The following is a 25,082-nucleotide window of genomic DNA, read 5'->3' as shown; positions in this document are numbered from 1 at the left end:
CTTCCGCAACCCGAGCAAAGAGGGCAGAAGGCCCAAGGAAAACCTTGAGGGGCTACCTGCATTTCGCGATCGCATCAAGGTCCGGAACCCGCGCTTTCGAGGCTTGTGTTTAGGCTGTCGAGAGCCTTGCGGGTCTCGGGGCTGGGAATCTGGGTGCAGACGTTCATGCGCCGGAGGACGCGCATGGCCACGCGAGGATGGGCGTCGAGGGCGGCCAGAAGTGAGGCGTATGTGTGCCGGGTGTCGTGGACCCGGATGCGCGGGACACCCGCGTTCTTGCAGTGTGCGTCGAAGGCACGGTTGAGATTCCGCGATTCCACTGGCGTGCCACACCTCGTGGTGAGCACCAGGTCTGAGTCCTTCCACCTGTCGCCGGCCACCTCGCGGGCCTGGTCTTGCAGCTCGGTGCGCCACCTATGACCCGGGCAAAATCCGCATGATCTGTCGAAATGAGGAAGTACGCCGCGAGTGTGCGATGGCGTTGCTAACGTATCGGGCGATCTGATCATCTTTGTGTGCGATGGGGCGGAAAATGGGCGAACGCGGGCGTGGCGCCCACGATAAGGTCAGCACACGAAGTGTGGCGCCCGCGTCGCGCATCCGCTGGGGGTACTGGGCCTCCAGTGCCATCGCGGTGATTGTGATGCTGGCCGTGCTGGTGGCCTACTTCTACTATCGGGCGCTGGAGTCGGGGCTGCGGCGCGAGGACGTCATCGCTGCGTTGGGCAAGGACAGGCCGCCGGAGACAGGCGCGCTGAACGTGCTGCTGGTCGGCTCCGACTCGCGCGACGGTGACAACCACAAGTATGGCGCGACCACCGTCGGTGCAGGAGAACGCAGCGACACGATGATGCTGCTGCACATCTCGCCCGACCGGGACAAAGCCACCATCATTAGCTTCCCCCGAGACTTGATGGTCACTATCCCGGTCTGCGATGGTCGAAACGGTCCGATCGCCTCCGGAGTGCGGCAGATCAACTCCGCCTTCAGCGACGGTGGCGTCGCATGCAGTATGCGGACGGTGGAGTCACTGACCAAGCTGCGCCTGGACCACTTCGTCAAGGTCGACTTCACCGGGTTCAAGGCCATCATCGACGCCCTTGATGGCATTCCCATCTGCCTGCCCAAGCCGGTCAACGACCCCAAGGCGAAGTTCGTCCTGGGCGCTGGAAAGCACGTCGTGAACGGCGAGCAAGCCCTGGGGTACGTGCGTGCCCGATACACCCTCGGCGACGGCAGCGACCTGTCCCGGATCAAGCGGCAGCAGATCTTCCTGACTCAGGTGGCCAAGAGGGCGACCGACGGCGGCTTGCTCACCGATCCGGGCAAGCTGAACGCCTTCCTCCAGGCCGCGGTCAAGGCCATCACGGTGGACAAGGAGCTGAGTCTAGACCAGATGCTGGAGATCGGCCGCAGCGTCAAGGGTATGAGTCTGAGCGCACTGAAAGGCATCACTGTGCCGGTGACCGCCTACACCGAGGACAAGAACCGCGTCCAGTTGGCCCAACCGGCGGCAGATGATCTCTTCGCCCGGCTACGCGCCGACGTGGAAGTCTCGGCCACGTCCCCATCTGCCGTCGCTACGGCCAAGCCGACGGCGCCCGCGCTGACCCACGATCAGATCCGGCTTCAGGTGCTCAACGGCTCCGGCAAGGTGGGGATGGCGAAACAGGTGGCAGACGAACTGGCCACTCAGGGTTTCGTCGTGGTCTCCACCGGCAACGCACCCCAGGCCGCCGTCACCCAGATCCGCTACGGCAAGCGCGCCGAGCAAGGCGCGACGGCGGCCGATCAGGTGGCGACCCGGCTGAGCAAGGACAAACGCACTCCGATAGCAGGCCAGATCAAGCCGACCAGCAGCGAGCCGTACCACATGGCCACGCCGCCCCCGGGCAAGGCCAAGGATGGTCCGCTGGTCCAGTTGGTGATCGGCGCCGACTGGCCGGGCATACGGGTGGTCTCGGTGGTCCCGGACTCGATGAAGGACAACACGATCAGTTCGGCAACCAACCCGTGCACGAGCTGATCACCTCAAGTCTGGAACCCCAGCTTGTATCTCTCTGGCGGAAGATCCGTTTCGAGCTGATATGTCACCAATGCGCAAGAGGCGCGAAGGGCAGGGAAGCGCGCCATCATCGCTGCCGGGGGCTGCTGGGTAGTCTCCCAGCAGCAGCCTGGGCCGACCCCGAACCGGCCATCGGCCTGGCCGAGCAGCAGGTCGTCGAGATCTTGCCAACACGGTGGCTCCCGCATGTCCCCAGACAGCAGTCGGTAGTCGTGGCCGCCTGTTCGTGAATGACGTGCGAGTGGCCGCGGAGCGTGATTCGCCGAGGCGGGCCGCGACGACGTGGACGGAGCACGCCCGCAGGGAGCAGGGACGTGGCCCAGGTATGGGGACCGGGCTTGAAGAGGCTGAAGGCGTCCGATGGTTGCGCCGTAACCACCTGGTTTGGATCAGGCCCTGTTGAACCGAGCTCCCCAGTTGTGAATCTGGTCGAGCAGTTCGGGCGGGTCGAGGACGCGGAAATCAGCGCCGAGCACGCCCAGTGCCATGGTCGCCCAGTCCAGGGAGTCGGTGGTCATGCGCACCCGGCAGTGCTCGGCGTCGACCTCCTCGACCGTGCTCCATCTGCCGATCCGTTCGCGCACGGTCGCGGCCGGGGCGTCGACCAGGACCTCCACCCGGTACGGGTGGGGCAGGTTGTCCAGGCTGGCGCGGACGAATTCGGCGGCGTCGGCGGCGGGCAGGTCGCGGGGCCGGAACCGGTGGCCGGTGGCCTGTGGTGCGCTGAGCCGGTCGACCCGGAAGCTGCGCCAGTCGTGCCGCGTGAGGTCGTAGGCGACCAGGTACCACCGGCGGCCGAGACGGACCAGGCGATGCGGTTCGGTGTGCCGGTCGGTGTGCCGGCCGTCGGCGGCGGTGTAGGAGAAGCGGAGCTGCTCGCTGTCCCGGCAGGCCAGCGCGGCCGCGGTGAGCACGCCCGGGTCGACGCCCGCCCTGGCGGGGCCGTCCCAGCCGGCGGGGACGGTCATCGCGCGCAGCGCGTCGATCCGGCGCCGCAGCCGGGTCGGCATCACTTGCACCACCTTGGCCAGCACCCGCACCGAGGGCTCGGCGAGGCCCTCCACCGCGCCCTGCGCGGCGGCCTGCAGTCCCAGGGCCAAGGCGACCGCCTCTTCGTCGTCGATCACCAACGGCGGCAGAGTCGCACCGGCGGCGAGCTGGTAGCCGCCGTCCACGCCGCGCTGCGCCTCGACCGGATAGCCCAGTTCGCGCAGCCGGTCGATGTCGCGGCGCAGGGTGCGGGCCGAGACTCCCAGCCGCTCGGCGAGTTCGGTGCCCTGCCAGTACCGGTGGGTCTGAAGCAGAGACAGCAGCCGCAGCGTCCGGGTGCTGGTGTTCGCCATGCTGTGGATTCTGCCGTCATTCAGGCCAGAAACTGACCGTAATGGCTCCTAGCGTGGTCAGTGATCGAACGGACCAGGAACAACCGAAGGCAGAGGCCATGACCGTCAATGAGCTGACCCCCCGCGCCACCGGCGAGCGCGCCGACCTGCTGGCGATACTGGCCAAGAACCGGCACTTCCTGCGCTTCACCACCCGCGATCTCACCGACGAGCAGGCCCGCCGGCGGACCACCGCCAGCGAGCTGTGCCTAGGAGGCCTGATCAAGCACGTCACCGTGGTCGAGCGGAACTGGACGGATTTCATCCTGAACGGCCCGTCGGCGATGCCCGACTTCACCACCATGACCGAAGCCGACCAGGCCCAGTGGGCCGATGCGTTCCAGCTGCTGCCCGGTGAGACGCTGGCCGGCGTGCTGACCGACTACGCAGAGGTGGCCCGCCGGACCGACGAGCTGGTCGCCACCCTGCCCGACCTGGACGCTACCCAGCCGCTGCCGAAGGCCCCATGGTTCGAGGCCGACGCGCGATGGTCGGCCCGCCTGGTGCTGATGCAGATCATCGCCGAGACCGCCCAGCACGCCGGCCACGCCGACATCATCCGTGAGTCCCTGGACGGCGCAAAAAGCATGGGCTGACCAGCGGCGTAGCAAGGAGCGGCGGCGGGGAACCCGTCGACGGACCTCAGGATGCAGCATGGCTTCTGCGACAGCGACCTGCTCGCGCTCGGCACGATCAGGGCCGCCCGCCGCGCCGGGCTGTCGGTGGCAGCCCTCGGGGCGTGTGGTGCGCGAGGTGTTCGCCCAGGTCATGGAGCGATGCGGGTGCTCCTTCGCGCGATCTGGAGAGCGTCCGCCGCCGGTGAAAACCGGGTGACATTTCGCACCGTTTGCCGGAAAGCTGGGCGCGGGCGATGAGTTTTGTCGGTGGTGCCGGTCAGTCTTTGCATGACCACAACTTCTTGTGAGACCCAAGGCTGCGACGCCAGCCATGACCACATCATGTCCGACAACCCCGATCGAGGTGCCGTGTCCAGCCCACAGCTCGACTCACCTGCCACATCCGCGACCGCCGTTTCAGGTCGCACCCCGGCCGTGATCCGGCTGCTGGTGCTCGCCACATTCGTGGTCATCCTCAACGAGACGATCATGATCAATGCGATCCCGCGGCTGATGGGCGCGCTGCACATCACCGAGCAGACCGCACAGTGGCTCTCGACCGCCTTCATGCTGACCATGGCCGCTGTCATCCCGATCACGGGGTGGTTCCTGCAGCGGGTGTCCACCCGCCGCGCGTACACCACCGCGATGGGTTTGTTCCTGCTCGGTACGGCGTTGGCCGCCGTCGCGCCGTCTTTCGAGGTGCTGCTGGGCGCCCGCATCGTCCAGGCGTCCGGGACGGCCGTGATGATGCCGCTGCTGATGACCACACTGATGCAGGTGGTGCCCGAGGCAGACCGGGGCCGGGTGATGGGCAACGTCACCCTGGCCATCTCGGTCGCGCCCGCAATGGGCCCGGCGGTCTCGGGGGTGATCCTCCAATTCGGGTCCTGGCGGCTGCTGTTCGCCGTGGTGCTCCCCATCGCCGCCGTGATCACATGGCGTGGCCTGAAGCAGCTCAAGAACGTCGGAGAGCCCCAGTTCAGCACCATCGACTGGTTGAGTGTGGTGACCGCGGCTGCCGGCTTCGGCGGCCTGGTCTACGGGCTCAGCCGGTTCGAGGGTGGTGACGTCCGCGTTGCGGCCGCGATCGCGGCGGTCGGCCTGGTCGCCATCGCCGGCTTCGTCGTCCGTCAGCTGTCGTTGCAGAAGCGCGGCGTGCCGCTGTTGGACCTGCGTACCCTGCGTCACCGCACCTACACGGTCGCGCTGATCCTGATGTCGGTGGCCTTCATGGCGATGCTCGGCTCGATGATCTTGCTGCCGCTGTACCTGCAGAACCTCCGCGGGCTCAGTGTGCTGCAGAGCGGACTTCTCGTGATGCCGGGCGGCCTTGCGATGGGGCTGCTCGGGCCGACCGTCGGCCGCCTGTTCGACCAGTTCGGCGGCCGGGTTCTGGTCATCCCCGGCGCGATCGGAATCACGCTCGCGCTCGCCGGCTTCACCCAGGTCACGATGACCATGCCGTTCTGGCAGCTCCTCGGTCTGCACGCGCTGCTGATGGTGAGTCTGGCCGCGACCTTCACCCCGGTGTTCACCCTCGGGCTCGGAGCGGTTCCACCGTCGCTCTACTCCCACGGCAGCTCCATCCTGAGCACGCTGCAGCAGGTCGCCGCGGCCTTCGGTACCGCGCTCGTGATCACCGTGATGAGCGCGCGGGCCGATGCCCTGAAAGCGGCGGGAGTCACCGAGGCGCTCGCCAGCCTCGACGGCATGCGGCTGGCCTTCATCATCGGCGCGGTGCTGTCCGTTGCTGTGGTCGTCACCGCCCTACTCCTACCGGCCCGGGCGGAGAACGCCGGCGACCACGAGGAGCCTGGTCGATGAAAGCGGCGTGACGGCGGTGGAGCGGGACGCTCTCATCTCTCCTGTCGGGCAGGCTAAGCCTGCCCGACAAGCAGCAGATCAAGTTCGCCGCCGCACCCGATGATTCAGGTACTACTCGAAGGCGCCTGGTCCGGACGCGCCCCTCCCGGTTCTTCTCGCACGACCTGAACGCTCTGCTGCTACGGGGAGTCGAATCGGCCTTGCGGGGGTTGGCCGGAAGCACGTGATCGTATTCTCTGGAAGGATCCCCCGACGTGAGGATCGAAGAATGTCGCGATCAAGAACCGTCCTGGCCGCGCTGGCCGTCGCCGCGTCCACGCTGATCGGTGGGCCCGCCGAAGCGGTAGCGGATCCACCGTTACCCTCGGCGATCTTCCGCGCCACGCACAACAGCTACTCGGGCAACGTCGACGGCGCCAAGAACTCGATCGCCTACCAACTCGACCACGGCATTCGCTTCATCGAACTCGACATACACGACAACGGTTACGCCACCTCGCACGACTACTCCATCGGCCACGACTCTCCCGGCAACCTTGTCGACCACGCCGGAAACCCCGCGTCGAACCTGCTGCGCGACTGGCTCAACGTGATCAACACCTGGTCCGCGCAGCATCCCACCGCCGCACCGATCGTCGTCGCGCTCGACATCAAAGACGACCTGACGGACAACACCTCGTACGCCGCGGGCAACCTGGCCGCGCTCAACCAGGAGCTCGTTTCTGTCTTCGGCTCCCGGTTGTTCTGGGCCAAGGACTACCCGGCGAGCCCACCGACGGTGGAGACGTTGCGCGGCCGGGTGCTCCCTCTGATCTCCGGCGACGGCAAGACCCGCACCCAGTACAAACGCGACGTGGGCTACCACCCGGCCGTCGCGATCAACGGCCGCGGCCAGGTTGTCGAAGTGCATGACTCGGGCGCGGGCACGCTCTGGTACTGGACCGGCGCGTACGGAGCCGACGGCCGCGTGTCCTGGCTACGCCATGGCAAGTACGACACCGGCGTGACGCCGGCCGTCGCCCTGAACGACAACGGCGACCTGGTCGAGGTCCACCAGTCCGAGAACGCGACCACGCTGTGGTACCGCGTCGGCCACTTCGGCGCCGACGGCGAGATCACCTGGTCGCCCGCCCGACAGTACGACAACGGCGTCCTGCCGACTGTCAGGTTCACCGACGCGGCAGGCACTCAGTTACGCGAGATACACCGCAGCCAGAGCAGCAATCAGAACTGGGACTGGGACGGCGCGCTCAACGTCGGCGCGATGACGGTCTCGTGGAGCGGCAACGCCAAGACCTCCGACGCCGGCTACGACAAGACCACCTCGACCAGCGGCACGTCGCGCGTGCATGTGTGGAACGGCGCCGACGGCCCGACCCCGTCCCAGACCCTGCGGATGGACACCGACAGGTACACCGGCGACCGCATCCGCTACCAGCAGGCCGCCTTCGACGAGTTCCAGCAGGGCGACAGCGCGGAGCTCCAGCAGGGCGCGCTGTTCTACGCGGCGCCCGCCGGCGAGTCCTCGTTCATCACCGCGGCACGGCAGGCGGGACGGCTCGTGCGCGGCTGGGACTTCGACTCGGTGGGCAACGCGACGACCCCGCTGGCCGACTATCCGGCGACCAACCACCCGTACGCCACCTGGTACCAGGATCTCCTCACAGCCTCCGGCGCCATCCAGTGAGACCGAAGGGAAACCTGGCAGCTACCCGGACCGGACTCACACCGGCAAGCGACGACGAGATCCGCCGCTAGGTCACGGCTTCACCTCCCTGTTCTGCTGGGCGCGCGAAGGATCGAGGCTAGGAAATGCGCTTCCAGTAAGTGGAGATGAACTCCCAGAGGATCTTCTTGTCCATATCCAGGCTCGCGGATTTGTCATGCCAGATGCCCTGGTGGCCTCGTTGAACGTCGTAGGCGTTTGTCTTGGGCGTGAGATGGAGCTCGATGATCTTGTTGGGGAACCGACCGAACAGCCCGGGCTTTCCAGACAGATCCTTTTCGTCCCAGACCGGGCCCAGCTTGGGGCCGAGGGCCGTTATTGTTCGCTGTCTGTCGGGATTCAACAGCGGTCGGTCGTTGATGACCGACATGTCGCCCTTGTAGATGACGTTGTAAGCCAGTTGGACGAACTCGTCGAGACTGGTCTTCGCCCAGACCTTGCCGACCTTCGTACGTCGCGAATCCGATGCGCCGTTGCTGCTGTCGTTACCGCTGGTCGTCTTCATCGAACGGCCCTTGGCCATGTCGAACTCGTAGCCGAACTGGCCGACCCGTTTCTGCAAGAAGAAGGGATTCCTTCTGTCCTCGGCAAACTTTGCGAGCGCGAAGACCGCGATCGCAGGAGCGGTGACCGTGAGAATCCCAAAGGCCCACTTGACGTCATGCCACCGCTTGGCCGGACTCTGCTTCCAGGCTTTGCCCTTCAGGCTCGCATAGCCTGGGGCAGGCCAGCTTCGGGAGGCGAGTGCCGCGCCGGTGCTGAGAACGGCCATGCCGAAGCCCATCTCAGCGGCGTGCTTCCAATCCCAGCCGGCGCCGCTGGCCCATCCCGCGGTCGCCAGCACGGTTGAGCTCACCGCCCCGCCGACCAGGATCCGGGAGAACGCCCGCTCCCATGTGGCCGACTCCATGGCCTCGGCCAGGCCGGTGAGCGCGGGTCCGCCTCGGCGCAGGAACGCGGGCAGCGCGGCGTGCGCACCGGCCATCAACCCGCCGGCGAGCGCTCCGTGAGACATACTCCGAACCAGCTCCGCCCCATCGATGGCGCCGGTGGTGAACAACTGATCGATCGCGTTCAGTCCGCCGGACAACATCGCGCCCAGCGCGGCCTGACGGATGATCAGCAAGATGATCCGCAGTGCCAGGCCCTCCGCGCGGAGCAGCCTCTTCACCACGACTTCGAGGAGCGGGCCGAGCCGGGGGGCCAGGAGCTTTGCGAGGAGCATCAGGGTCAGCACGAACGCCGCGGATGCCATGAATCGCGATCTGGCCTTGCCGATCGCGTCATAGGCGATCTGGCCGCAGTCGGCGAGATGCTCGCACCGCCGCTGCAGGTCCGCCAGCTGCCCCTTCTCGCCGTGCACCACCTGCGCGGCCCGTCCGAACGCGGCCGTGGTCGGCCCGGCCTGCCCGGACCCGGCCCCGGCCGCCCGCCCGGCCTGTCCGCCGATCTGCTTCTGAACGTCGCCGACCACGCGTCCCAGCGCCATCGCGGCATCCCGCAGCCGTGCCACGCCGTCGAGATCGCCATCCGGCCACGGGGCCCCGAATCCTACGGACTCGAGGAACCAGATCGCCTGGCTCACGAAGCCAGGCGGTGGCGTGGTCGTCGGCAGGCCGCCCGGGCCCAGCTCGGGCTTGTACTCCTCCGGATCCTTCAGCCATCCCGGGCACGGCTGCGCGCACGGGATCCCGGTGTTCGCCTCCTCGGCTGTGGCATAGCTGCCCCCGGTGACGACCAGCCCGGCTGCCATCCCGCGTAGCAGGTTCACCGCCACGACCAGGTCTTTCAGCAGGTCGTCACGGAGTCGGGCGAACCCCGGTATGCCCGCCTCGGGGTCGCCCTCGTACAGCCCCCGGCCCAGATCGTCCTGGCCGAAGGGCCGCTCATCCATCGCCCGGCAGAACGCGTCCACGCCCCGGGCCAGATCATCAGCGGTCTCCCGGACGCCCTTCCCCGCGCTGATCCAGATCTCCGGGTTGAAGCGCAGTGCCCCCGCAGGAGCCAGATCGTTGGCGGCGATGTCTCCTCCATGATCTACAGCAAACGCTCGCACACTGTAACGGATCATCTACGCCGACGGAATGTGTGGCCGCTCCAGAGGTCCTGACAGAAAGATCAGCGGACGAGGCGCCGCCGGCAGACAGCACCGCACCACAGAAGACCGGCGACGGTTCAGGCGCCGCCCAGGTATTTCTCGATCCGGTCGGGTCCCCAGGCTCCGGTGGCGATGACGATCCGGTAGCTGCGCGACACGCTCTCCCCACGGCCGAGGGTGAACTCCCGGTGGAAGGCCCACGACGGGTTCACCGCGGCGAACTGGCTGCTGCGGACGAACCAGTCGCAGTCCTCCGTGGGCACGAACACCAGCGTCGAATCGCGGTCCACCTCGTCGTGCCTGCCGTGGAAGGCCAGCCACCGCGCCTTGGCACCCATCAGACCCTCACCGCCGTGCCCATCGGGCGCCAGGATCTCGCCCCCGGTGAACGAGCGCGGCCCGCGCCAGAACAGCCCGCTGTACCCGGCCAGCGGGCGTCCGTGCGTGGTCGGGCTGCCGAAGGCCAGCGGCTCCTCCCGCAGGCCGGTCAGCGCGGTGTGCCAGTGCAGCTCCCACGAACCGTTCTCCGGGTCGACCGCGCGCACGGTGATCTCCCGCACCTCCCGCACCCACTCCTCGCCGCCGGAGCTGCGCCAGGTCAGTGTGCCGCGCAGCCCGTCGGAGCGCACCGACAGGCTGTCGTGGCGCATCGTGCCGTTGTTGTCGAGCTGCACGTACCCCTGCCCGTGCACGTAGGTGCCGCCGCCCCAGAAGTTCTGCCCCGACACGTGCGAGGCGGTCATCTGCAGCCCCTTGTGCCAGCGGTGGTCGTGTGGCCGGTAGACCGTCACCACGTCCCCAGCCAGCGTCCGCAGCGGGTGGATGTACGGTTTGGGCGACTCGGTGGGCTCGGGGTCCGGCTCGTCGACGTAGCGCAGCAGCTCGACGCCGTACCGGTCAAAGGAGATCACTGCGGCCTCCGTGCATGCTCTCGTAGAAGGGGTCGCCCGGGCCGATCTCACCGGCCCGCACGCTCTGACCGGTCAGCGCCGCCTTGTACATCGCGGTGATCAGCTCCAGCGACCGGCGGCTGTCCTGTCCGCTCGCCCGCGGCCGCCGCCCGGCCCGCAGGTCCGCCACCAGCCCGCGCAGCTGTGTCAGGTGTGAGCTGGGCACGTCCTCGGCCGGTGGGTCCCACGCCTTCTCGCTCGCGTGCGGCGCCGGGGTGAACGTCCAGTCCGCGTTGGCGTAGCCGTACAGGTGTGACAGCTCCAGCGTGCCGTCGGCCAGGTCGATGCGGATGTGGCTGACCTGGCGCGGCGCCAGCGAGGTGTTGACCACGGTGGCCATCGCCCCGCTCGCGAAGCGCACCAGCGCCGTGGTCACGTCGTCGGTCTCGATGTCGCGCGCGAGCCTGCCCGCCATCGCGCGCACCTCGGTCCACTCGCCCAAGAGCTCCAGCATCAGGTCCATCTGGTGGATGCCGAGCCCCATGGCCGGCCCGCCGCCCTCGGTGGCCCACTTGCCGCGCCAGGGCACCGCGTAGTAGTCCGGGTCGCGGTACCAGGTCGTCTGGCAGTGGGCCACGTACGGCGTACCGAGCGCCCCCGTGGAGATCAGCTGCCGCGCGTGCCGCGCCGCCGAGCCGAAGCGCTGCTGGAAGACGATCGCCGCGTACGGCCCGCCGTCCTGCTCGCCCGCGATCATCGCGTCGTACTCGGCCAGCGACAGGCACGGCGGCTTCTCGCACCACACCCACGCCCCGCTCCGCAGCGCCGCCGCCACCTGCGTGGCGTGCAGCGCCGGCGGGCTGGCGATCGCCACGAGATCCGGCTTGACCGCGGCCAGCGTCCCCTCCAGGTCGGCCGAGTGGTAGGGCAGGCCCCAGCTCTCCGCGAACGCGGCGGCGAGCTCGGCCGTGGCGTCGACCACGGCCACCACCTCCACCTGGCCGGGCAGCTGGCGGAAGGCGGGCATGTGGGCGGTGCGGGCGATCTGTCCGCCGCCGACAATGGCGACGCGCAGGGGAGATGGCACACTGCCTCCAGTGGCGGAAAGCGCTTACCGAGGACGTTAACCCGTCAAGGGGAGGTGGGCAAGGGAGGGCTCAGGCGGATTCGGCCGCGACCACGCGAAGGTAGGCCGCGGCCGTTCTTCCGGTCGGCTGGCTCGACGCCCATCGCGGTCAGGTCCGTCGCTGGGTGGTGGACAACCGTTCTGCCAGGATCCGAGCGCGAGCGAGCTGGACATTGCGCGCCTGGCCTGCGGCGAACCCGACCAGGAGCCGTGGGGCCGTCAGGTCGAGTCGGTCGCTCACCCGTGTGCCGGCGCCGTCCGGCTCGAGGTCGAAGCGGTAGGCCAGGTGGATGCGTCCCGGGCTTCGCACCTCGCCGTGGACGGACAGGCCGTCGGTGTGGAGGGCCACTTTGATCGGGTTGTCGTGCGTGAAGATCCGGAGGAACCGGAAGCGCTCGACGGCTGTGTACCGGATCACGCCAGGCTCCGAGCGGTCCACATCGCTGACGGCGACCACGAGGGGGGACAGGCCGATGTAGCTCTCCGGAGTCGTGAGGTGCTCGAACACCTTCTCCGGGGCGACGTCCACGTGGAATGCGTGGGTCAGCACGCTGTTCGACACCCGGCCTCCTGTACCTGCGTGTTCTGTCGCGGAATTGTCGCAAGATTCCCTGTCGCCGGGAAGCGCAGAAGGATCACGAACGAGGGTGGTGCCAGCAGGCGGCGGCGCCCACGCCCTCCAATTCGTTCACGCCGGGCCTGGTTGAGGCTGGGTCTCGGCAGCTGAAATGATCAGAATGGTCCCTGTCGCCCCTCAGTATCGCAGGAGCATTCATGTTCAAACGTCGTGGTTTGACCTTGTCCGCAGCCCTCACCGCGCTGTTGGTGTGCGTCGCCGTCCCCGGCACGGCGGTGGGCGAGGAGACGGATGATCCGACATATCCGGGGCCGGTTTACCGAACGGTTACCGACAAAAGCGGGCTCCTGTCATTACAGACCAATGGGCGTCCGGACGGGCGGGACATGGTCTTCCGGATCTCGGGAGCCGTTTACGCCAACATCGAGGGCAACGCCTACGACCCGCAACTGCGCCACGGCCAGAAGCTGTTCAACATCGAGGGCTACAACATCCGGCGGCTGTACCGGGTACCCGGCACCACGCAGCTCTACCAGCTCTCCCGCGAGATCGTCTTCTACACCGACCCCGTCGACCCCACGAGAATCCTGCGGGAATGGAAGAACCCGATCGACCTCCAGACCTACCCCGTCGTCCCCATCAACAACGACGCGGTGAACTTCGGCCCGTTCAACGTCACCTCTTCCTACGTCGGCCCGCCCCTGCGGGAGATGCACGACGAGACCGTGTGGACCAGCGACATCCCGGTTCGCGCGGACTTCAGGCTCACGTTGGGCGAGCCGTTCGGCCTGGTGAACGGCGTCTACGCGGCCCAGGAGATGTTCGACTTCTCCGTCGACGCCCGCGAGGTCGCGGCTCGCACGATTGCGGGCACCGTCCCCAAGGGTGCGATGAAGACCAAGATCAGCTGGGCCAGGACGAGTCCGTGGGCGCCGTTCATGTGCCTGCCGGAGACCGACGTCCGCGGGCAGCTCACCTATCACGCCCGCAGCTGGTCGCTGCAGTCCTACCAGGACATTGAGCCGTGGCTGCGCGCGGAGGTCGACGCCGCCTACCCGCTCTTCAAAGCCGCTCCCACCGCGCCCGGCCCGAGCGAGAACTCCTGGACCTCCTTCTACAACAAGCAGCTGGGCAAGGGCGCCACCACGTGGGCCGGCTGGTGCGCTGCCAAGGGAAGGGCATGATCGCTATGCACCCCGCCCGCTGCAGCAGTCGGACTGTCTGATCTTCTAAGCGGGTGGTCGCGGGCGGAGCCCGTCCATGAGCACGGTGAGGAAAGCGTCGGTGAGTTGCCGGGACGCGGGCCGTGACCACGCGCTCGAGTCCGCTTTCTCGGAAGTGCCTGTGGACCGGGCTTCGCGTGGTCGGGGTCACTGCCTCGGTGCGAGGCCGAGGTCGAACCGCAGCTCGACTTCGTCGCTCACTTTGAGCGCGCCGAAGAACGCCGAGTAGGGCCGAATCCCCCATCGGGACTGCACGATGACCGCCGAGCCCTGGACGCGGCCGTCGGTCAGCACTCCCTGCACCGTGACGGGCCGGGTGACACCGACGATGGTGAGGTCGCCCTCGGCGTGGAACGACTCCGCGGTCCCATCAACCCGTGTCGACCGGAACGTGATCGTTGAGTAACGGTCGGTGTGCAGAATCTTCGTTCGAAGGGTCTTTCCGATCTCCTCACGATCGGAGTCCGTGAGCGGCTTGACGCCTCCGGTTCCTTCCCGGACTTCGAACGACTCGGCGTCGATCTCGACGCTCACCGAGGAGTTGGCCGCGTTGACGGTGTCGACCATGGCATCGCCGCGCCAGCGGGTGACCTCGATGGTGAGATCATGGCCGGCCTTCGCGCCGAGCCCGGTACGCGTCGTGTGGACCAGGAGCCGGCCGGACTCGGGTCCCAACGTGTAACTACCAGCGGTAATGCTCACCTTTCCAGGCTAACCCCGCGCCCGACGGGGCCCGCGGTCGCGCCTGTCGGCGGGCGTTTGACGCCCTTCTCGGCAGCCGCATGGGCCAGGCCGAGATCCGCGCGATAGGTCTGATATTCATCGTCTGACACTTTTGCGCCTGCCCGGGCCTCGAAGTTCCGGGCTGTCGCCTGGGCAACGGGTCCGTAGGAGATGACGATGAGCCACGAAACCGGTGCCGAGGCCCGGCCGTTCCCGTTGGAGCCGGCGCCGATCCACGTCCCCGACGACGTGCTCGCCGACCTCCAGCAGCGCCTGGAGCTGACTCGCTGGCCGGACGACGCGGGCAACGAGGACTGGTACTACGGCGTGAACCGCGCCTACCTACAGGAACTCGTCGACTACTGGCGTACCGGCTACGACTGGCGCAAGGCCGAGGCCGCGATCAACGCGTACGAGCACTACCGCGTCGAGGTCGAGGGCGTGCCGGTGCACTTCATGCGCAAGCCCGGAGTCGGCCCTGCGCCGACACCGTTGATCCTCACGCACGGTTGGCCCTGGACGTTCTGGCACTGGTCCAAGGTGGTCGATCCGCTGGCCGACCCGGGCGCGCACGGCGGCGACCCGGCCGAGGCGTTCGACGTGATCGTCCCTTCGTTTCCCGGTTTCGGGTTCTCCGCCCCGCTGCCGAACAACCCGGACATGAATTTCTGGAAGGTCGCCGATCTCTGGCACACCCTCATGACGGGCACCCTCGGCTACGACAGGTACGCCGCCGCCGGCTGCGACGTCGGAGCCCTGGTCACCGGCCAGCTCGGGCACAAGTACGCCGACGAGCTGTACGCGATCCACATCGGCTCCGGCCAGAAGCTCACCCTGTTCAACGGTGACCGGGCCTGGGACCTCAGTGGTGGCCGGCCGATCCCCGACGGCCTGCCCGCCGACGTCCACGCCCGGATCGTCGCGTTGGACAAGCGGTTCGCCGTCCATCTCGCCGCGCACGTGCTCGACTCGAGCACGCTCGCCTACGGGCTGTCCGACTCGCCCGCCGGGATGCTCGCCTGGATTCTCGGACGCTGGGTGAGCTGGAGCGACAACGGCGGCGACATCGAGACCGTCTTCACCAAGGACGACCTGCTCACCCACGCCATGATCTTCTGGGCCACCAACTCGATCGGCACCTCGATACGCACCTACGCGAACAACAACCGATACCCGTGGGCCCCGTCCCACGACCGGCAGCCTGCTGTCGAGGCGCCGACCGGCATCACCTTCGTCGGCTACGAGAACCCGCCCGGCGTCAGTACCGACCAGCGCGTTCAGAGCTTCCTCGACGGCGACCGCGCCGCTTGGTACAACCACGTCAACCTCAACGTCCACAACCACGGCGGACACTTCATCCCCTGGGAGATTCCCGACGAATGGGTTGACGACCTCCGGCGGACCTTCCGCGGTCGCCGATAGGGAGGACCGCATCGATCCGGCCCGGCAAGATCGAGGTCACCCATGGGGAAGGATCTCCGTCGTCCCGGTTGTAGACCTGCGGACCGCTGATGTCGACCCAGGTCGCTAAATGATCGTCCCCGCCGGTCTCTAAGCTGTGGGCCGTGGACGACCGCACGGAAGATCAGCAGCCCCTGAACCGGCGCGGCATCGTGCTGCGCTACCTGTTCGCCGGGCCGCCGATGCTGTTCTACGGGCTCATGTGGGGCGTGGTCGTCTCCCGGAACCATGACCGGCTGGCGCCGGCGCTGACCGACATCGCCCTCGGCGTGATCGGGCTGGTTCTGATGCACTGGCGACGCCGCTGGCCGCGGTCGATCGCGCTGGCGACCGCGCTGCTGACCGTGTTCTCCGAAACGGCGACCGGCCCCGCGGCGGTCGCGTTCGTGTCCTTGGGGAAGCATCGTCCGTTGCGTCAGTTCCTCCCGGTTGTGGTGGCGTCCTGGCTGTGCCTGCTCGCGCGTTGCTTCTCGTACGGCATCAGCCAGCAGGCCTTCATCAGCACGGCGATGGGAACCGCGGTCCTCGGCGGGCTGACCGCCTTCAGTCTCTACCTGCACAGGGACCGTGAACTGGCCGCCTCACGGCGGGACGCGGCACTGGCCCAGGAGCGCGCGCAGGTGCAGCGGATCGAGCAGGCCAAGCTGGAGGAACGGGCCAAGATCGCCCACGAGATGCACGACGTCCTGGCTCACCGGATCTCGCTGCTGTCGATGCTCGCCGGCGGTCTGGCATACCGGACGAACCTGACCGCCGAGGAGACGCGTGAGGCGGCGCTGGCCATCCAGGAGAACGCGCACCAGTCGCTGAACGAACTGCGCGCCGTGCTCGGCACGCTGCGGCGAGACGGCGGCCTGGAGGCCCCGCAGCCGACCCTGGCGCACGTGGACGCGCTGTTCGACGAGGTACGCACCGCGGGCCAGCGGGTCGAGGTGGACGACACCATCGACGACCGGGAGCTGCTGCCCCCGCAGACCGGCCGGCACGCGTACCGGATCGTGCAGGAGGCCCTGACGAACGCGCGCAAGCACGCGCCGGGCAGCCAGGTGACGGCCGAGCTCGGCGGGCGTCCGGGCGACGGCCTGCGGATCCGGGTGAGCAACCCGGTTGAGCTCGGGACGTCTCCGGGCCCCGGCGGGCGGCTGGGCCTGGTCGGCCTGGCCGAGCGGACCCGGATGGCCGGCGGCACCATCAGCCACGCCATCCGGCACGGGCGATTTGTCCTCGACGCTCGGCTGCCATGGGAGGCTTGACCCTGTGACCCGAGTGGTGATCGTCGACGACGACCCGATGGTGCGTACCGGCCTGCGCCTCATCCTCGGCGGCGAGCCCGACCTGGAGCTCGCCGGCGAGGCCGCGGACGGCCGGCAGGCCATGGACGTGGTCCGCGACCTCAGGCCCGACGTCGTGCTGATGGACATCCGGATGCCCGTCCAGGACGGGCTGACCACCACCGAGCTGCTGCTGGCCCAGCCGGCCCCTCCCCGGATCCTCGTCCTCACCACCTTCGACGCCGACGACATGGTGCTCCGGGCGCTGCAGCTCGGCGCCGCCGGCTTCCTGCTGAAGGACACGCCGCCGCCGAAGATGATCGAGGCGGTCCGCGCGGTCGCGAACGGCGAGCCGGTGCTGTCGCCGAGCGTCGCCAACCAGGTGATCGCCGCGGCCACCGGCAGGCACGATCCGCGCCGCCCGGAGGCGCAGCGGGAGCTGGCCAGGCTCACCGAACGCGAGCGCGAGGTCGCGATCGAGGTGGCCAGGGGCAGTTCGAACGCCGAGATCGCCGAGCGGCTCTTCATGAGCGTCGCCACCGTGAAGGCGAACGTCACCCGCATCTTCGCCAAGCTGGGCACCGACAACCGCGTCCACGTCGCCATGAAGGTCCGCGACGCCGGTCTTCTCTGAACCCGCTGCGACGATCAGGTGCATGCAGCCCCATCCTCGGCGGGTAGGTCAGGCGGAGGGCTGGGGGCCGCGGTAGGGGAGCGGGTGGCTGTAGACGAGGTTGGTGGTGGTGCTGCCGAACTGGGCGAGTTCGTCCACCAGCTGTTCCAGGTGGGCCATGGAGGTCGCGGCCACCTTCAGCGTGTAGCAGTCGTCGCCGGTCGTCCGCAGGCACTCCAGGATCTCCTGGCGTTCGCCGAGCAGGCGGTGCAGGGGCTGGTGCTGGTTTCCCGGGTACTTGAGGCGCACCACCGCCAGCACCGCGTAGCCCACCTTCGTCAGATCCACGTCGGCCCGGTAGCCGGTGATGACGCCCGTGCTCTCCAGCCGTTTGACCCGCTCGGTCGTCGCTGACGCGCTGAGGTTCACGCGCCGTCCGAGCTCGGTGAGGGGGACGCGGCCGTCCCGCTGGAGTTCGGCGAGGATGGACCAGTCGGTGGCGTCAAGACTCTCGGTCACCGGGCCAAGATACCGGTAGATTAACGGCCAATACCGACATAGGCCAGGAATAGTCTCTTCCAGTCCCAGGCGGCGGCTCGATAGCCTGATCCGGTGCGTATAGGGGTTAATGTCCCGAATTTCGGACCCGGTACCGGCCCGGACGTGCTGCGCCGATGGGCGCGTACGGTCGAGGCTCTCGGCTACGACATGCTGATGGTCTCCGACCACGTCGTGATCACGCCGGACGTCGCCGCGCAGTACCCGGCGCCGTTCTACGAGCCGTTCACCACGCTGTCCTGGCTGGCCGGGATCACCGAACGGGTCCAGCTCGGGACGACGGTGCTCATCATGCCGTACCGGCATCCGCTGCTCGTCGCCCGCATGGCCGCCAACCTGCAGCAGCTCAGCGGGGGACGGCTGGTCCTGGGCGTGGGCGTGGGCTGGGCGCGGCAGGAGTTCGACGCGCTCGGCGTCCCGTTCCACCGGCGCGGGAAGCTGACGGACGACTACCTGCGCGACGTCCGCACCGCCTGGGAGGACGACGACGACTACCGGTGCGGACGCATCCCGATCTGGATCGGCGGCAACAGCGACGCCGGGCTGCGCCGGGCCGTGCGGCTCGGCGACGCGTGGCATCCGCTGCGGGCCACCCTGCCCTGGCTGCGTGAGAAGGCGGAACGGCTGAAGGTCGTCGCCGACGAGCTGGGGCGTCCGGTGCCCGCGTTCACCCCGCGCATCATGCTGCGCCTGACGGACGCGCCGATCGACGACCCGGAGCGGCGTGCCGGTGTCGGCTCGATCGACCAGGTCCTGGACGACCTCGAACAGCTCCGCCTGCTCGGCTCCGAGACCGTCCTGCTCGACCCCTTCGGCGGCGACCCGCGCGAGACGCATCATCCGGAGGTGGCGTGGCAGGCGCTCGCCACCCTGGCCGCCCGCTGGGACCTTTCCGCCCATCAGCCACGAACGGAGCAACCGTGACACCCGACGACGAGACCTTCCTCCGACGAGCCATCGAGCTCGCCGCCACGGCGCGGAAGGGCGGGAACCCGCCGTTCGGCTCGCTGCTGGTCGGCCCCGGCGGCGACGTCCTCGCGGAAGACCACAACACCACCGTTTCGGACGCCGACATCACCGCGCATCCCGAGCTGAAACTGGCCAGGTGGGCGGCGAAGGAGCTCGACCCCGCCACCGCCGCCGCCACCACCATGTACACGAGCTGCCAGCCCTGCGGCATGTGCACGGGCGCCATCGAACGGTCCGGCCTGGGACGGGTCGTGTTCGCGCTCTCCACGGACCAGCTCGGCACGCTCAAGCCGCCCGGCGCCCACGGCGCGGTCCGCCAGGAGGGCCCGGCACTGTTCGACGAGGCCCGCGTCCCGGTGGAGGGCTACTACGCCTGACCGGGACCGGCGGGTCGCGCCGCAGGCCGCTAGCGGACGGCGCAGAGCAGGCGGTTGTTGCCGTGCTGCCAGAGGGTGCCGACCTCACTGAAGCCCGCCTCGCGGAGCGCGTTGACGTGCATGGACAGCAGGTTCGACTCCGAGCCGTGGTGGTCGGCGCCCGCCGTGGTGCGGGCGGCGTCGAGCTCGGCGAAGTCGGGGTCGGCGGTGATGGCGTCCCACCACTGCCGCCAGTCCTCCGGCGGGTTTCCGGCGAACATCCGCTCCGTCTCGCGCGCGTGCAGGGCGCGTTCGAGGTGGGCGAGGACCGGGGTGGTCTGGTCGCTGTCGAGGTGGTCGCCGTTGAGCAGCAGCCCGCCGGGGCGCAGCACCGTGGCCACCTCCGCGTACACGACCTTGAGGTCCGGCTCGGAGATCCAGTGCAGCGCGGTGGTACTCACCGCGGCGTCAGCCGGACGCTCCAGCTCCAGCGCCTTCGTCCAGCCGGGCGTGCGCAGGTCGGCGGAGACGAAGTCGAGCCGCGGGTAGGCGGCCTGGCCGAGCCCGATCAGCAGCGGGTCGGCGTCGACCGGGATCACCGTGGCCTCGGGCAGCCGCTCCAGGAGCCGGGCGGAGAGTGATCCGGGCCCGCAGCCGAGGTCGATGACCAGCGGGTCGGGACGGTCCAGCGCCTCGACGGCGTCGATCAGCGCGGTGAAGCGCTCCTCCCGGTCGGGCAGGTAGCCCTCCTGCTGCCGGTCCCATCGCGCGATCCACTCCTGTGCGGCATCGTGGGTGAGCACAACCATCTCCTTGTGACCGTCGTCTAAACTTTCGTCAGTCACAAGCTAGAGCACAAGGGTGTAACTGGTCAATTGGATTTCAACAGTCACACGGACAGTATCGTCAGGGTGGCGGTGGGCCTGGTCAACGAGCTCACCCCCGGCGAGCGGCGAGGCCGCGCCTTCCCGCAGCCGCAGGACCTCGTCGTCGCCGCCGCGCAGGGCCTGCGCGGCGGCTATCCAGAGCACCGCGAGGTCACCGGGGCGGAGGCCGCCGAGCTGGCCGACCTCGCCGCGCACCTGCGCGTCGTCTTCGAGGCCGTCGCCTCGCAGGACCTCGACGCGGCGGCCCACCAGGTCAACCGCCTCCTGGACGAGTCGCGCGCCCGTCCGATGCTCTCGCGGCACGGCGGCGAGCCGTGGCACCTGCACTTCCACGGCACGGGCGGCACGATGTCCGGCGACTGGGCGGCGAGCTGCGCCACCGGCCTGGCGATCGTCCTGGGCGGCGAGTTCGCCGACCGGCTCGGCGTCTGCACGGCGCCGCACTGCGACCGCGTCTACGTGGACGTCTCCCGCAACGGCGCCCGCCGCTTCTGCTCGACCGCCTGCCAGAACCGCGTCAAGACGGCCGCCTTCCGCGCGCGGGCGAAGGGAGGGTGAGGGTGGCCGGTCAGGTGAGGACGCGGATGGGCGTCCCGGCGAGGAAGTCCTGGATGTCCTCGACCGCTTCCTGGTAGTACGTCCGGTAGTTCGCGTGCGTGACGTAGCCGAGGTGCGGTGTCGCCAGGACGTTGGGCAGCGTCCGCAGCGGATGGTCCGGCGGCAGGGGCTCCGAGTCGAAGACGTCCAGCCCGGCGCCCGCGATGACGCCCGTCCGGAGCGCTTCGACCAGCGCGGCCTGGTCGACGATCGCGGCCCTGGACGTGTTGATCAGGTACGCGGTGCGTCGCATGAGCGACAGCTCCCGCTCGCCGATCAGGCCGAGGCTGCGCTCGCCCAGCACCAGGTGGACCGAGACGATGTCCGACTCGGCGAGCAGCGCCTCCAAAGTGGGGGCGTGCCGGATGCCCAGCAGGTCGGTGCGGTCCTTCGTGAGGTTCCGGCTCCAGGCGACGACGTCCATGCCGAAGGCGCGGCCGATCTCGGCCATCTGGGAGCCGATCTTGCCCAGGCCGAGCAGGCCGAGGGTGTTGCCGCACAGGTCCAGGCCGATGGTCTGCTGCCAGGGGCCGTTCTGGCGCATCGCGGTGGACTCCGTCACCAGGTGGCGGGCCAGGCCGAGGATCAGGGCCCAGGCCAGCTCGGTCGGCGGGGTGGAGCTGCCGGCCGTGCCGCAGACCGTCACGCCGTGCCCGCGCGCCGCGTCCAGGTCGATGGCGGCGTTGCGCATGCCCGACGTGACGAGCAGCCGGAGGTTGGGGAGCCTGGCGAACAGGTCGGCGGGGAACGGGGTCCGCTCGCGCATGACGACGACGATCTCGTGCTCGTGGATCGCCTGGACGAGGTCGTCCTGGGTGGTGAAGTGCTGGGTGAAGCTCGTCGCCTGCACCGCCGACCAGTCGGCCAGGTCCAGTGCGACGCCTTGGTAGTCGTCCAGTACGGCGCAGCGCAGCATGAACGGATGTTATCGGGGCGGCTCCAGCTCCCCGAGCAGCGGCCGGGGAGCTGGAGCCGTTCATTCGACGGTCAACCGTTCTGCCTCTTCGTGCAGCGCCACGATCAGGAGCAGCTCCAGGTGGAGCTCGTCGAGATCGGACGCTTCGAGGCCGGCAAGGACGCGCATGACGAGCCTCCTTGCGGAATGGACGTCTCACGCGCCACAGGGGTTTACCCGCCGTGGGGGCGGACGGTCAGCTGACGGGGTGCTCCTTGAAGCGTTCCCAGGCCGACTGCCTGGTCATGCCGAGCGAGGCGCCGATGCGCTCCCAGCTCACGTTCCTGGTGCGCAGGTGCCGCACCCAGTCGTGCAGGTTGTCGTCGATCTGCGCCTGCACGGCGGCGATCTTGGGCAGGTGCTCCAGGATCTGCTCCTCCGTCATGGTCTCCCACATGGGCAGGCGGGGTTCGGTGGACGAGGCGAGCTTCTCCTGCTCCAGGATCTCGTGGCACAGGCCGACGCATTCGTCGCAGATGTGTACGCCCGGTCCGGCGATGAGCTTCTGCACGTCCGAGCTCTTCTTGTGGCAGAACGAGCAGCGGAGTCTGTCTTTCCAGTCAGGCATGACCTGACAATAGTTCGTCAGGCCGCGCCTGACAACCCTGTCCGTCGCCCCTGTTCCGCCTGGGCCCGGAGGATGGCCTGTCGCTCCTCGTTGATGCGGCGGCAGATCGTCAGGTAGGCGTTGAACACCTTGTAGTACGCCTGCCGCGCCTGCCCGAGCTGCGCGTCGAGCGCGACGATCCGCTCGGGGTCGCCCTGGCGCTCGGCCTCGGCGAGCATCGCCCGCGCCTCGTCCACGATCTCCCCCGCCCGCAGTCGCGTGCGGCGCAGCAGGGCCGAACACTCGTGGAGCTCTCTCAGCCGCGCTGAGGAGACGATGAGTTCGGCGACGTGGACGGCCGACTCCGGCACGTCCCGCCCGCGAACCTCCGCACCGCGAATTCCAGCGCTCATTTCCGCCACCTCTCCCGGTCAAGGTTGCCTGAGTGTAGACGCGCGGTCCTCTCGTCCGGATCACCTGCGGGGCGCGGGGGGAGTCCACTGATACCGCGGGGCGGGATATCTCCACCAGGGTGGAAAAGAGCCTTACCGAATGCGATTCGACGGTGACAAATTGTAGATAGTCGCTGGATTTACCAGCCCTTTCGAAGAATGCCGGAGTTTGCGTGGGGACGGGAAATGGGCCGGTACGAAGACGACGGATCGGCCGCGCGGGGCACGCCCGAGGTCACATACTGAAATCAAATGGCAGCGGAACGTGACGGTTGAGGGGCGCGGCTGTGGTGACGACGACAACGGGCGGCGACGACGATGCGGTTGACGTCAGCGTCGTGATCCCGGTCCACAACTGCCGGCCGTACCTCGACAGATGCCTGACCGCCGCGCTCGTCCAGCGGGTGAAGAAGGAGATCGTCGTCGTCGACGACGGTTCGACCGACGGCAGCGCCGAGCTGCTCGACCTCTACGCCAGCTATCACCGCAACCGGATCAAGGTCATCCACCAGGAGCCCTCGGGCGGCGCCGGACGTCCGCGCAACGTCGGCATCGAGCACGCCACCGGGCGGTACGTGTTCTTCTGCGACGCCGACGACTACCTCGGCCCCGAGGCGCTGGAGCGGATGGTGGCCGCGGCCGACAGGAACGGCTCCGACATCGTCCTCGGCAAGGTCGTCGGGCACGGCAGGCGCGCCCCCGTCTCGATGTTCCAGCGCAACCTGGAACGCGCCGGGCTCACCGACAGTCCCGTCTACAACAGCCTGAGCTGCTTCAAGCTGTTCCGCAGGGAGATGCTCGAACGGCACGACATCAGGTTCGGCGAGGGCATGCTCGTCGGCGAGGACATCCTGTTCACCGTGCACGCCTACTGCCACGCGCAGGGCATCTCGGTGGTCGCCGACCACGACTGCTACCACCTGGTCTCCAGGCCCGACGGCAGCAGCATCATGCAGCGGCCGGAGAGCCGCGACCCGATCGGCTGGATGACGATGATCAGGGGGCCGATCCGGCTCATGGCCGAGCACGTCCCGCCGGGGCCGCGCCGCGACCACCTGCTGAGCCGGCACTTCAAACTCGACGTGTTCGCCCATCTCGGCGAGCCGTTCCTGGCGGCTGATGACGTCCGGCGCAAGGAGATCGCGCACGAGGTGGCCGCGCTGTGCGACGAGTGGCTGACGCCCGGCGTCCGCGAGCGGCTGAGCGGCATGGACGCGCAGCGGCTCGCCTCGCTCGACGACGTCGACCGCCTGGTGCGGCTCGCCCGGATCGCGGGCGCCGCCGTGCAGCGCCGGATCACCGGGCTGCGCTGGGAGGGCGACCGGCTGGTGGTGTCCGGCACGGCCGGGCTGGCGGGGATGAGCGGGCCCGACCGGGTGTCCGTCGTGGTCGGGGCCCGGCGCGGCGTGGGGCAGCCGCTCGTCGTCCCCGCCGAGCGCGACGGGGCCCGCTTCACCGCCAAGGTGCCCATCGGCGCGCTGCCCTCCGGGGTCTGGGACCTGCGGATCGCCATCGAGATGGAGGGCGTCGTCAGGCACGGCAGGCTCGGGGCCGACCGCGACGCCGACGCGTCGCCGCCCGCGCCCCGGCTGATCCGCGGCGTGGCGATCCTGCCGTACTTCACCAGGGAGAACGGCAACCTCAGCGTGGACGTCGGCGGGCACGTGCTCGCGGTGCCCGGCACCGCCCGGCTCACCAGGACCAGGTGGACGCTCGGCCGCAAGCTGGTCATCGACGGCGAGATCACCGTCATCGGGACGTTCCCGCCGGCGTCGGCCACCCGCAGGCTGGTCTGGCGGGAGCGGCGCACCGGCAGCGAGCGCGCCGAGCGGGTCCTCGCGCTGCCCGGTGGCGGCTTCGTGGCCAGGCCCGCGCTCGGCCGGCTCGAGCCCGGCACCTGGGACGCCTACCTGGAACTGGACCTGGGCGGCCCGCCCGCGCGGTTCAGGATCGAGACCGATGCCAGGGCGGTCGCGCCGCCGCGCAGGTGGTGGATGGTACGCACCGTGCGTCCGTACGCGACGTCCGGCAAGGGACGGCTGAGCACGGTCGTCCGCACGCTGACCGCGCGTGGCCTGCTCAGCAGAGTGCTCCGCTAGCCGCGGCCTGCCCGGTCGCCACGGGGCCCGCGGGCGGCCGAGCTGTGACGGGCCGCCTCGTTG

23 protein-coding genes are annotated in these 25,082 nt (G+C 68.9%); 12 read left to right on the top strand and 11 right to left on the bottom strand.

Annotation, left to right across the window (positions count from 1 at the left end; genetic code table 11):
* The first annotated feature begins 532 nt into the window (after positions 1-532).
* Positions 533-2,026 (top strand): LCP family protein, encoded by a 1,494-nt coding sequence (locus ABT294_RS46395; protein ID WP_350812911.1) that lies wholly within the window; start codon positions 533-535, stop codon positions 2,024-2,026.
* A gap of 428 nt (positions 2,027-2,454) precedes the next feature.
* Here ABT294_RS46395 and ABT294_RS46390 read toward each other — a convergent pair whose 3' ends face one another.
* On the bottom strand, positions 2,455-3,408 hold the full coding sequence (locus tag ABT294_RS46390) for a helix-turn-helix transcriptional regulator (RefSeq protein ID WP_350812910.1): 954 nt from the start codon (positions 3,406-3,408) through the stop codon (positions 2,455-2,457).
* 98 nt (positions 3,409-3,506) lie between these two features.
* Here ABT294_RS46390 and ABT294_RS46385 point away from each other — a divergent pair, with 98 nt between their 5' ends.
* From ABT294_RS46385 to ABT294_RS46375, 3 genes are all read left to right on the top strand, one after another.
* Positions 3,507-4,043: a DinB family protein gene (locus ABT294_RS46385; RefSeq protein WP_350812909.1), complete on the top strand. Its 537-nt coding sequence runs from the start codon at positions 3,507-3,509 to the stop codon at positions 4,041-4,043.
* Positions 4,044-4,433: 390 nt separating this feature from the next.
* Positions 4,434-5,891: an MDR family MFS transporter gene (locus ABT294_RS46380; RefSeq protein ID WP_350812908.1), complete on the top strand. Its 1,458-nt coding sequence runs from the start codon at positions 4,434-4,436 to the stop codon at positions 5,889-5,891.
* Positions 5,892-6,159: 268 nt separating this feature from the next.
* Positions 6,160-7,578 carry a PI-PLC domain-containing protein gene (locus ABT294_RS46375; protein ID WP_350812907.1) on the top strand — a complete coding sequence of 473 codons (1,419 nt, stop codon included), beginning with the start codon at positions 6,160-6,162 and terminating at the stop codon, positions 7,576-7,578.
* Between the two features lie 118 nt (positions 7,579-7,696).
* Here the strand turns inward: ABT294_RS46375 and ABT294_RS46370 are convergent, their stop codons facing one another.
* The 4 genes from ABT294_RS46370 to ABT294_RS46355 all read right to left on the bottom strand — a co-directional run bounded on the left by ABT294_RS46370 (position 7,697) and on the right by ABT294_RS46355 (position 12,293).
* On the bottom strand, positions 7,697-9,688 hold the full coding sequence (locus ABT294_RS46370) for a sugar transferase (RefSeq protein ID WP_350812906.1): 1,992 nt from the start codon (positions 9,686-9,688) through the stop codon (positions 7,697-7,699).
* Between the two features lie 104 nt (positions 9,689-9,792).
* A complete protein-coding gene (locus tag ABT294_RS46365; RefSeq protein WP_350812905.1) occupies positions 9,793-10,626 on the bottom strand; it encodes a DUF6807 domain-containing protein in 834 nt (277 codons plus the stop codon).
* The gene (locus tag ABT294_RS46360) at positions 10,613-11,692 is read right to left on the bottom strand and encodes a Gfo/Idh/MocA family protein (protein ID WP_350812904.1); all 1,080 of its coding nucleotides are present in this window, start codon (positions 11,690-11,692) and stop codon (positions 10,613-10,615) included. The genes ABT294_RS46365 and ABT294_RS46360 overlap by 14 nt, the downstream gene beginning before the upstream one ends.
* 148 nt (positions 11,693-11,840) lie before the next feature.
* Positions 11,841-12,293 carry an SRPBCC family protein gene (locus tag ABT294_RS46355; RefSeq protein ID WP_350812903.1) on the bottom strand — a complete coding sequence of 151 codons (453 nt, stop codon included), beginning with the start codon at positions 12,291-12,293 and terminating at the stop codon, positions 11,841-11,843.
* A 401-nt stretch (positions 12,294-12,694) separates the two neighbouring features.
* On the opposite strand from ABT294_RS46355, the gene ABT294_RS46350 reads away from it, so the two are divergent.
* Positions 12,695-13,492 (top strand): DUF1838 family protein, encoded by a 798-nt coding sequence (locus ABT294_RS46350; protein ID WP_350812902.1) that lies wholly within the window; start codon positions 12,695-12,697, stop codon positions 13,490-13,492.
* A 186-nt stretch (positions 13,493-13,678) separates the two neighbouring features.
* Here the strand turns inward: ABT294_RS46350 and ABT294_RS46345 are convergent, their stop codons facing one another.
* Positions 13,679-14,233, bottom strand: coding sequence for a YceI family protein (locus tag ABT294_RS46345; RefSeq protein ID WP_350812901.1), 555 nt, complete (start codon positions 14,231-14,233; stop codon positions 13,679-13,681).
* A 198-nt stretch (positions 14,234-14,431) separates the two neighbouring features.
* Here ABT294_RS46345 and ABT294_RS46340 point away from each other — a divergent pair, with 198 nt between their 5' ends.
* From ABT294_RS46340 to ABT294_RS46330, 3 genes are all read left to right on the top strand, one after another.
* Positions 14,432-15,676 (top strand): epoxide hydrolase family protein, encoded by a 1,245-nt coding sequence (locus ABT294_RS46340; RefSeq protein WP_350812900.1) that lies wholly within the window; start codon positions 14,432-14,434, stop codon positions 15,674-15,676.
* Positions 15,677-15,819: 143 nt separating this feature from the next.
* Positions 15,820-16,968, top strand: coding sequence for a sensor histidine kinase (locus ABT294_RS46335; RefSeq protein ID WP_350812899.1), 1,149 nt, complete (start codon positions 15,820-15,822; stop codon positions 16,966-16,968).
* Positions 16,969-16,972: 4 nt separating this feature from the next.
* Positions 16,973-17,620, top strand: coding sequence for a response regulator (locus ABT294_RS46330; RefSeq protein ID WP_350812898.1), 648 nt, complete (start codon positions 16,973-16,975; stop codon positions 17,618-17,620).
* Positions 17,621-17,668: 48 nt separating this feature from the next.
* Here ABT294_RS46330 and ABT294_RS46325 read toward each other — a convergent pair whose 3' ends face one another.
* Complete coding sequence (locus ABT294_RS46325) at positions 17,669-18,118, bottom strand: Lrp/AsnC family transcriptional regulator (protein ID WP_350812897.1); 450 nt, start codon at positions 18,116-18,118, stop codon at positions 17,669-17,671.
* A 93-nt stretch (positions 18,119-18,211) separates the two neighbouring features.
* Here ABT294_RS46325 and ABT294_RS46320 point away from each other — a divergent pair, with 93 nt between their 5' ends.
* Positions 18,212-19,081: an LLM class flavin-dependent oxidoreductase gene (locus ABT294_RS46320; RefSeq protein WP_350812896.1), complete on the top strand. Its 870-nt coding sequence runs from the start codon at positions 18,212-18,214 to the stop codon at positions 19,079-19,081.
* Positions 19,078-19,503 (top strand): nucleoside deaminase, encoded by a 426-nt coding sequence (locus tag ABT294_RS46315; protein WP_350812895.1) that lies wholly within the window; start codon positions 19,078-19,080, stop codon positions 19,501-19,503. Before ABT294_RS46320 ends, ABT294_RS46315 begins: the two co-directional genes overlap by 4 nt.
* A gap of 29 nt (positions 19,504-19,532) precedes the next feature.
* On the opposite strand, the gene ABT294_RS46310 is transcribed toward ABT294_RS46315, so the two are convergent.
* Positions 19,533-20,285, bottom strand: coding sequence for a class I SAM-dependent methyltransferase (locus ABT294_RS46310; RefSeq protein WP_350812894.1), 753 nt, complete (start codon positions 20,283-20,285; stop codon positions 19,533-19,535).
* A 108-nt stretch (positions 20,286-20,393) separates the two neighbouring features.
* Between ABT294_RS46310 and ABT294_RS46305 the strand changes: the two genes are divergently transcribed.
* Positions 20,394-20,927 (top strand): CGNR zinc finger domain-containing protein, encoded by a 534-nt coding sequence (locus tag ABT294_RS46305; protein WP_350812893.1) that lies wholly within the window; start codon positions 20,394-20,396, stop codon positions 20,925-20,927.
* 10 nt (positions 20,928-20,937) lie between these two features.
* Here the strand turns inward: ABT294_RS46305 and ABT294_RS46300 are convergent, their stop codons facing one another.
* The 3 genes from ABT294_RS46300 to ABT294_RS46290 all read right to left on the bottom strand — a co-directional run bounded on the left by ABT294_RS46300 (position 20,938) and on the right by ABT294_RS46290 (position 22,881).
* A complete protein-coding gene (locus ABT294_RS46300; RefSeq protein ID WP_350812892.1) occupies positions 20,938-21,882 on the bottom strand; it encodes a D-2-hydroxyacid dehydrogenase family protein in 945 nt (314 codons plus the stop codon).
* 235 nt (positions 21,883-22,117) lie between these two features.
* Positions 22,118-22,489: a ClpX C4-type zinc finger protein gene (locus ABT294_RS50965; protein WP_502912230.1), complete on the bottom strand. Its 372-nt coding sequence runs from the start codon at positions 22,487-22,489 to the stop codon at positions 22,118-22,120.
* 17 nt (positions 22,490-22,506) lie between these two features.
* Positions 22,507-22,881, bottom strand: a complete 375-nt coding sequence (locus tag ABT294_RS46290) for a hypothetical protein (protein WP_350812891.1) — start codon at positions 22,879-22,881, stop codon at positions 22,507-22,509.
* A 326-nt stretch (positions 22,882-23,207) separates the two neighbouring features.
* Between ABT294_RS46290 and ABT294_RS46285 the strand changes: the two genes are divergently transcribed.
* Entirely contained in the window at positions 23,208-25,019 is a 1,812-nt protein-coding gene (locus tag ABT294_RS46285) for a glycosyltransferase family 2 protein (RefSeq protein WP_350812890.1), read from the top strand.
* Positions 25,020-25,082 lie beyond the last annotated feature (63 nt).

Source organism: Nonomuraea sp. NPDC000554, from assembly GCF_040300065.1.
Classification (GTDB): Bacteria; Actinomycetota; Actinomycetes; order Streptosporangiales; family Streptosporangiaceae; genus Nonomuraea.
Note: the sequence above shows the minus strand (reverse complement) of the source record. Positions and strands in the feature narration are given on the sequence as shown.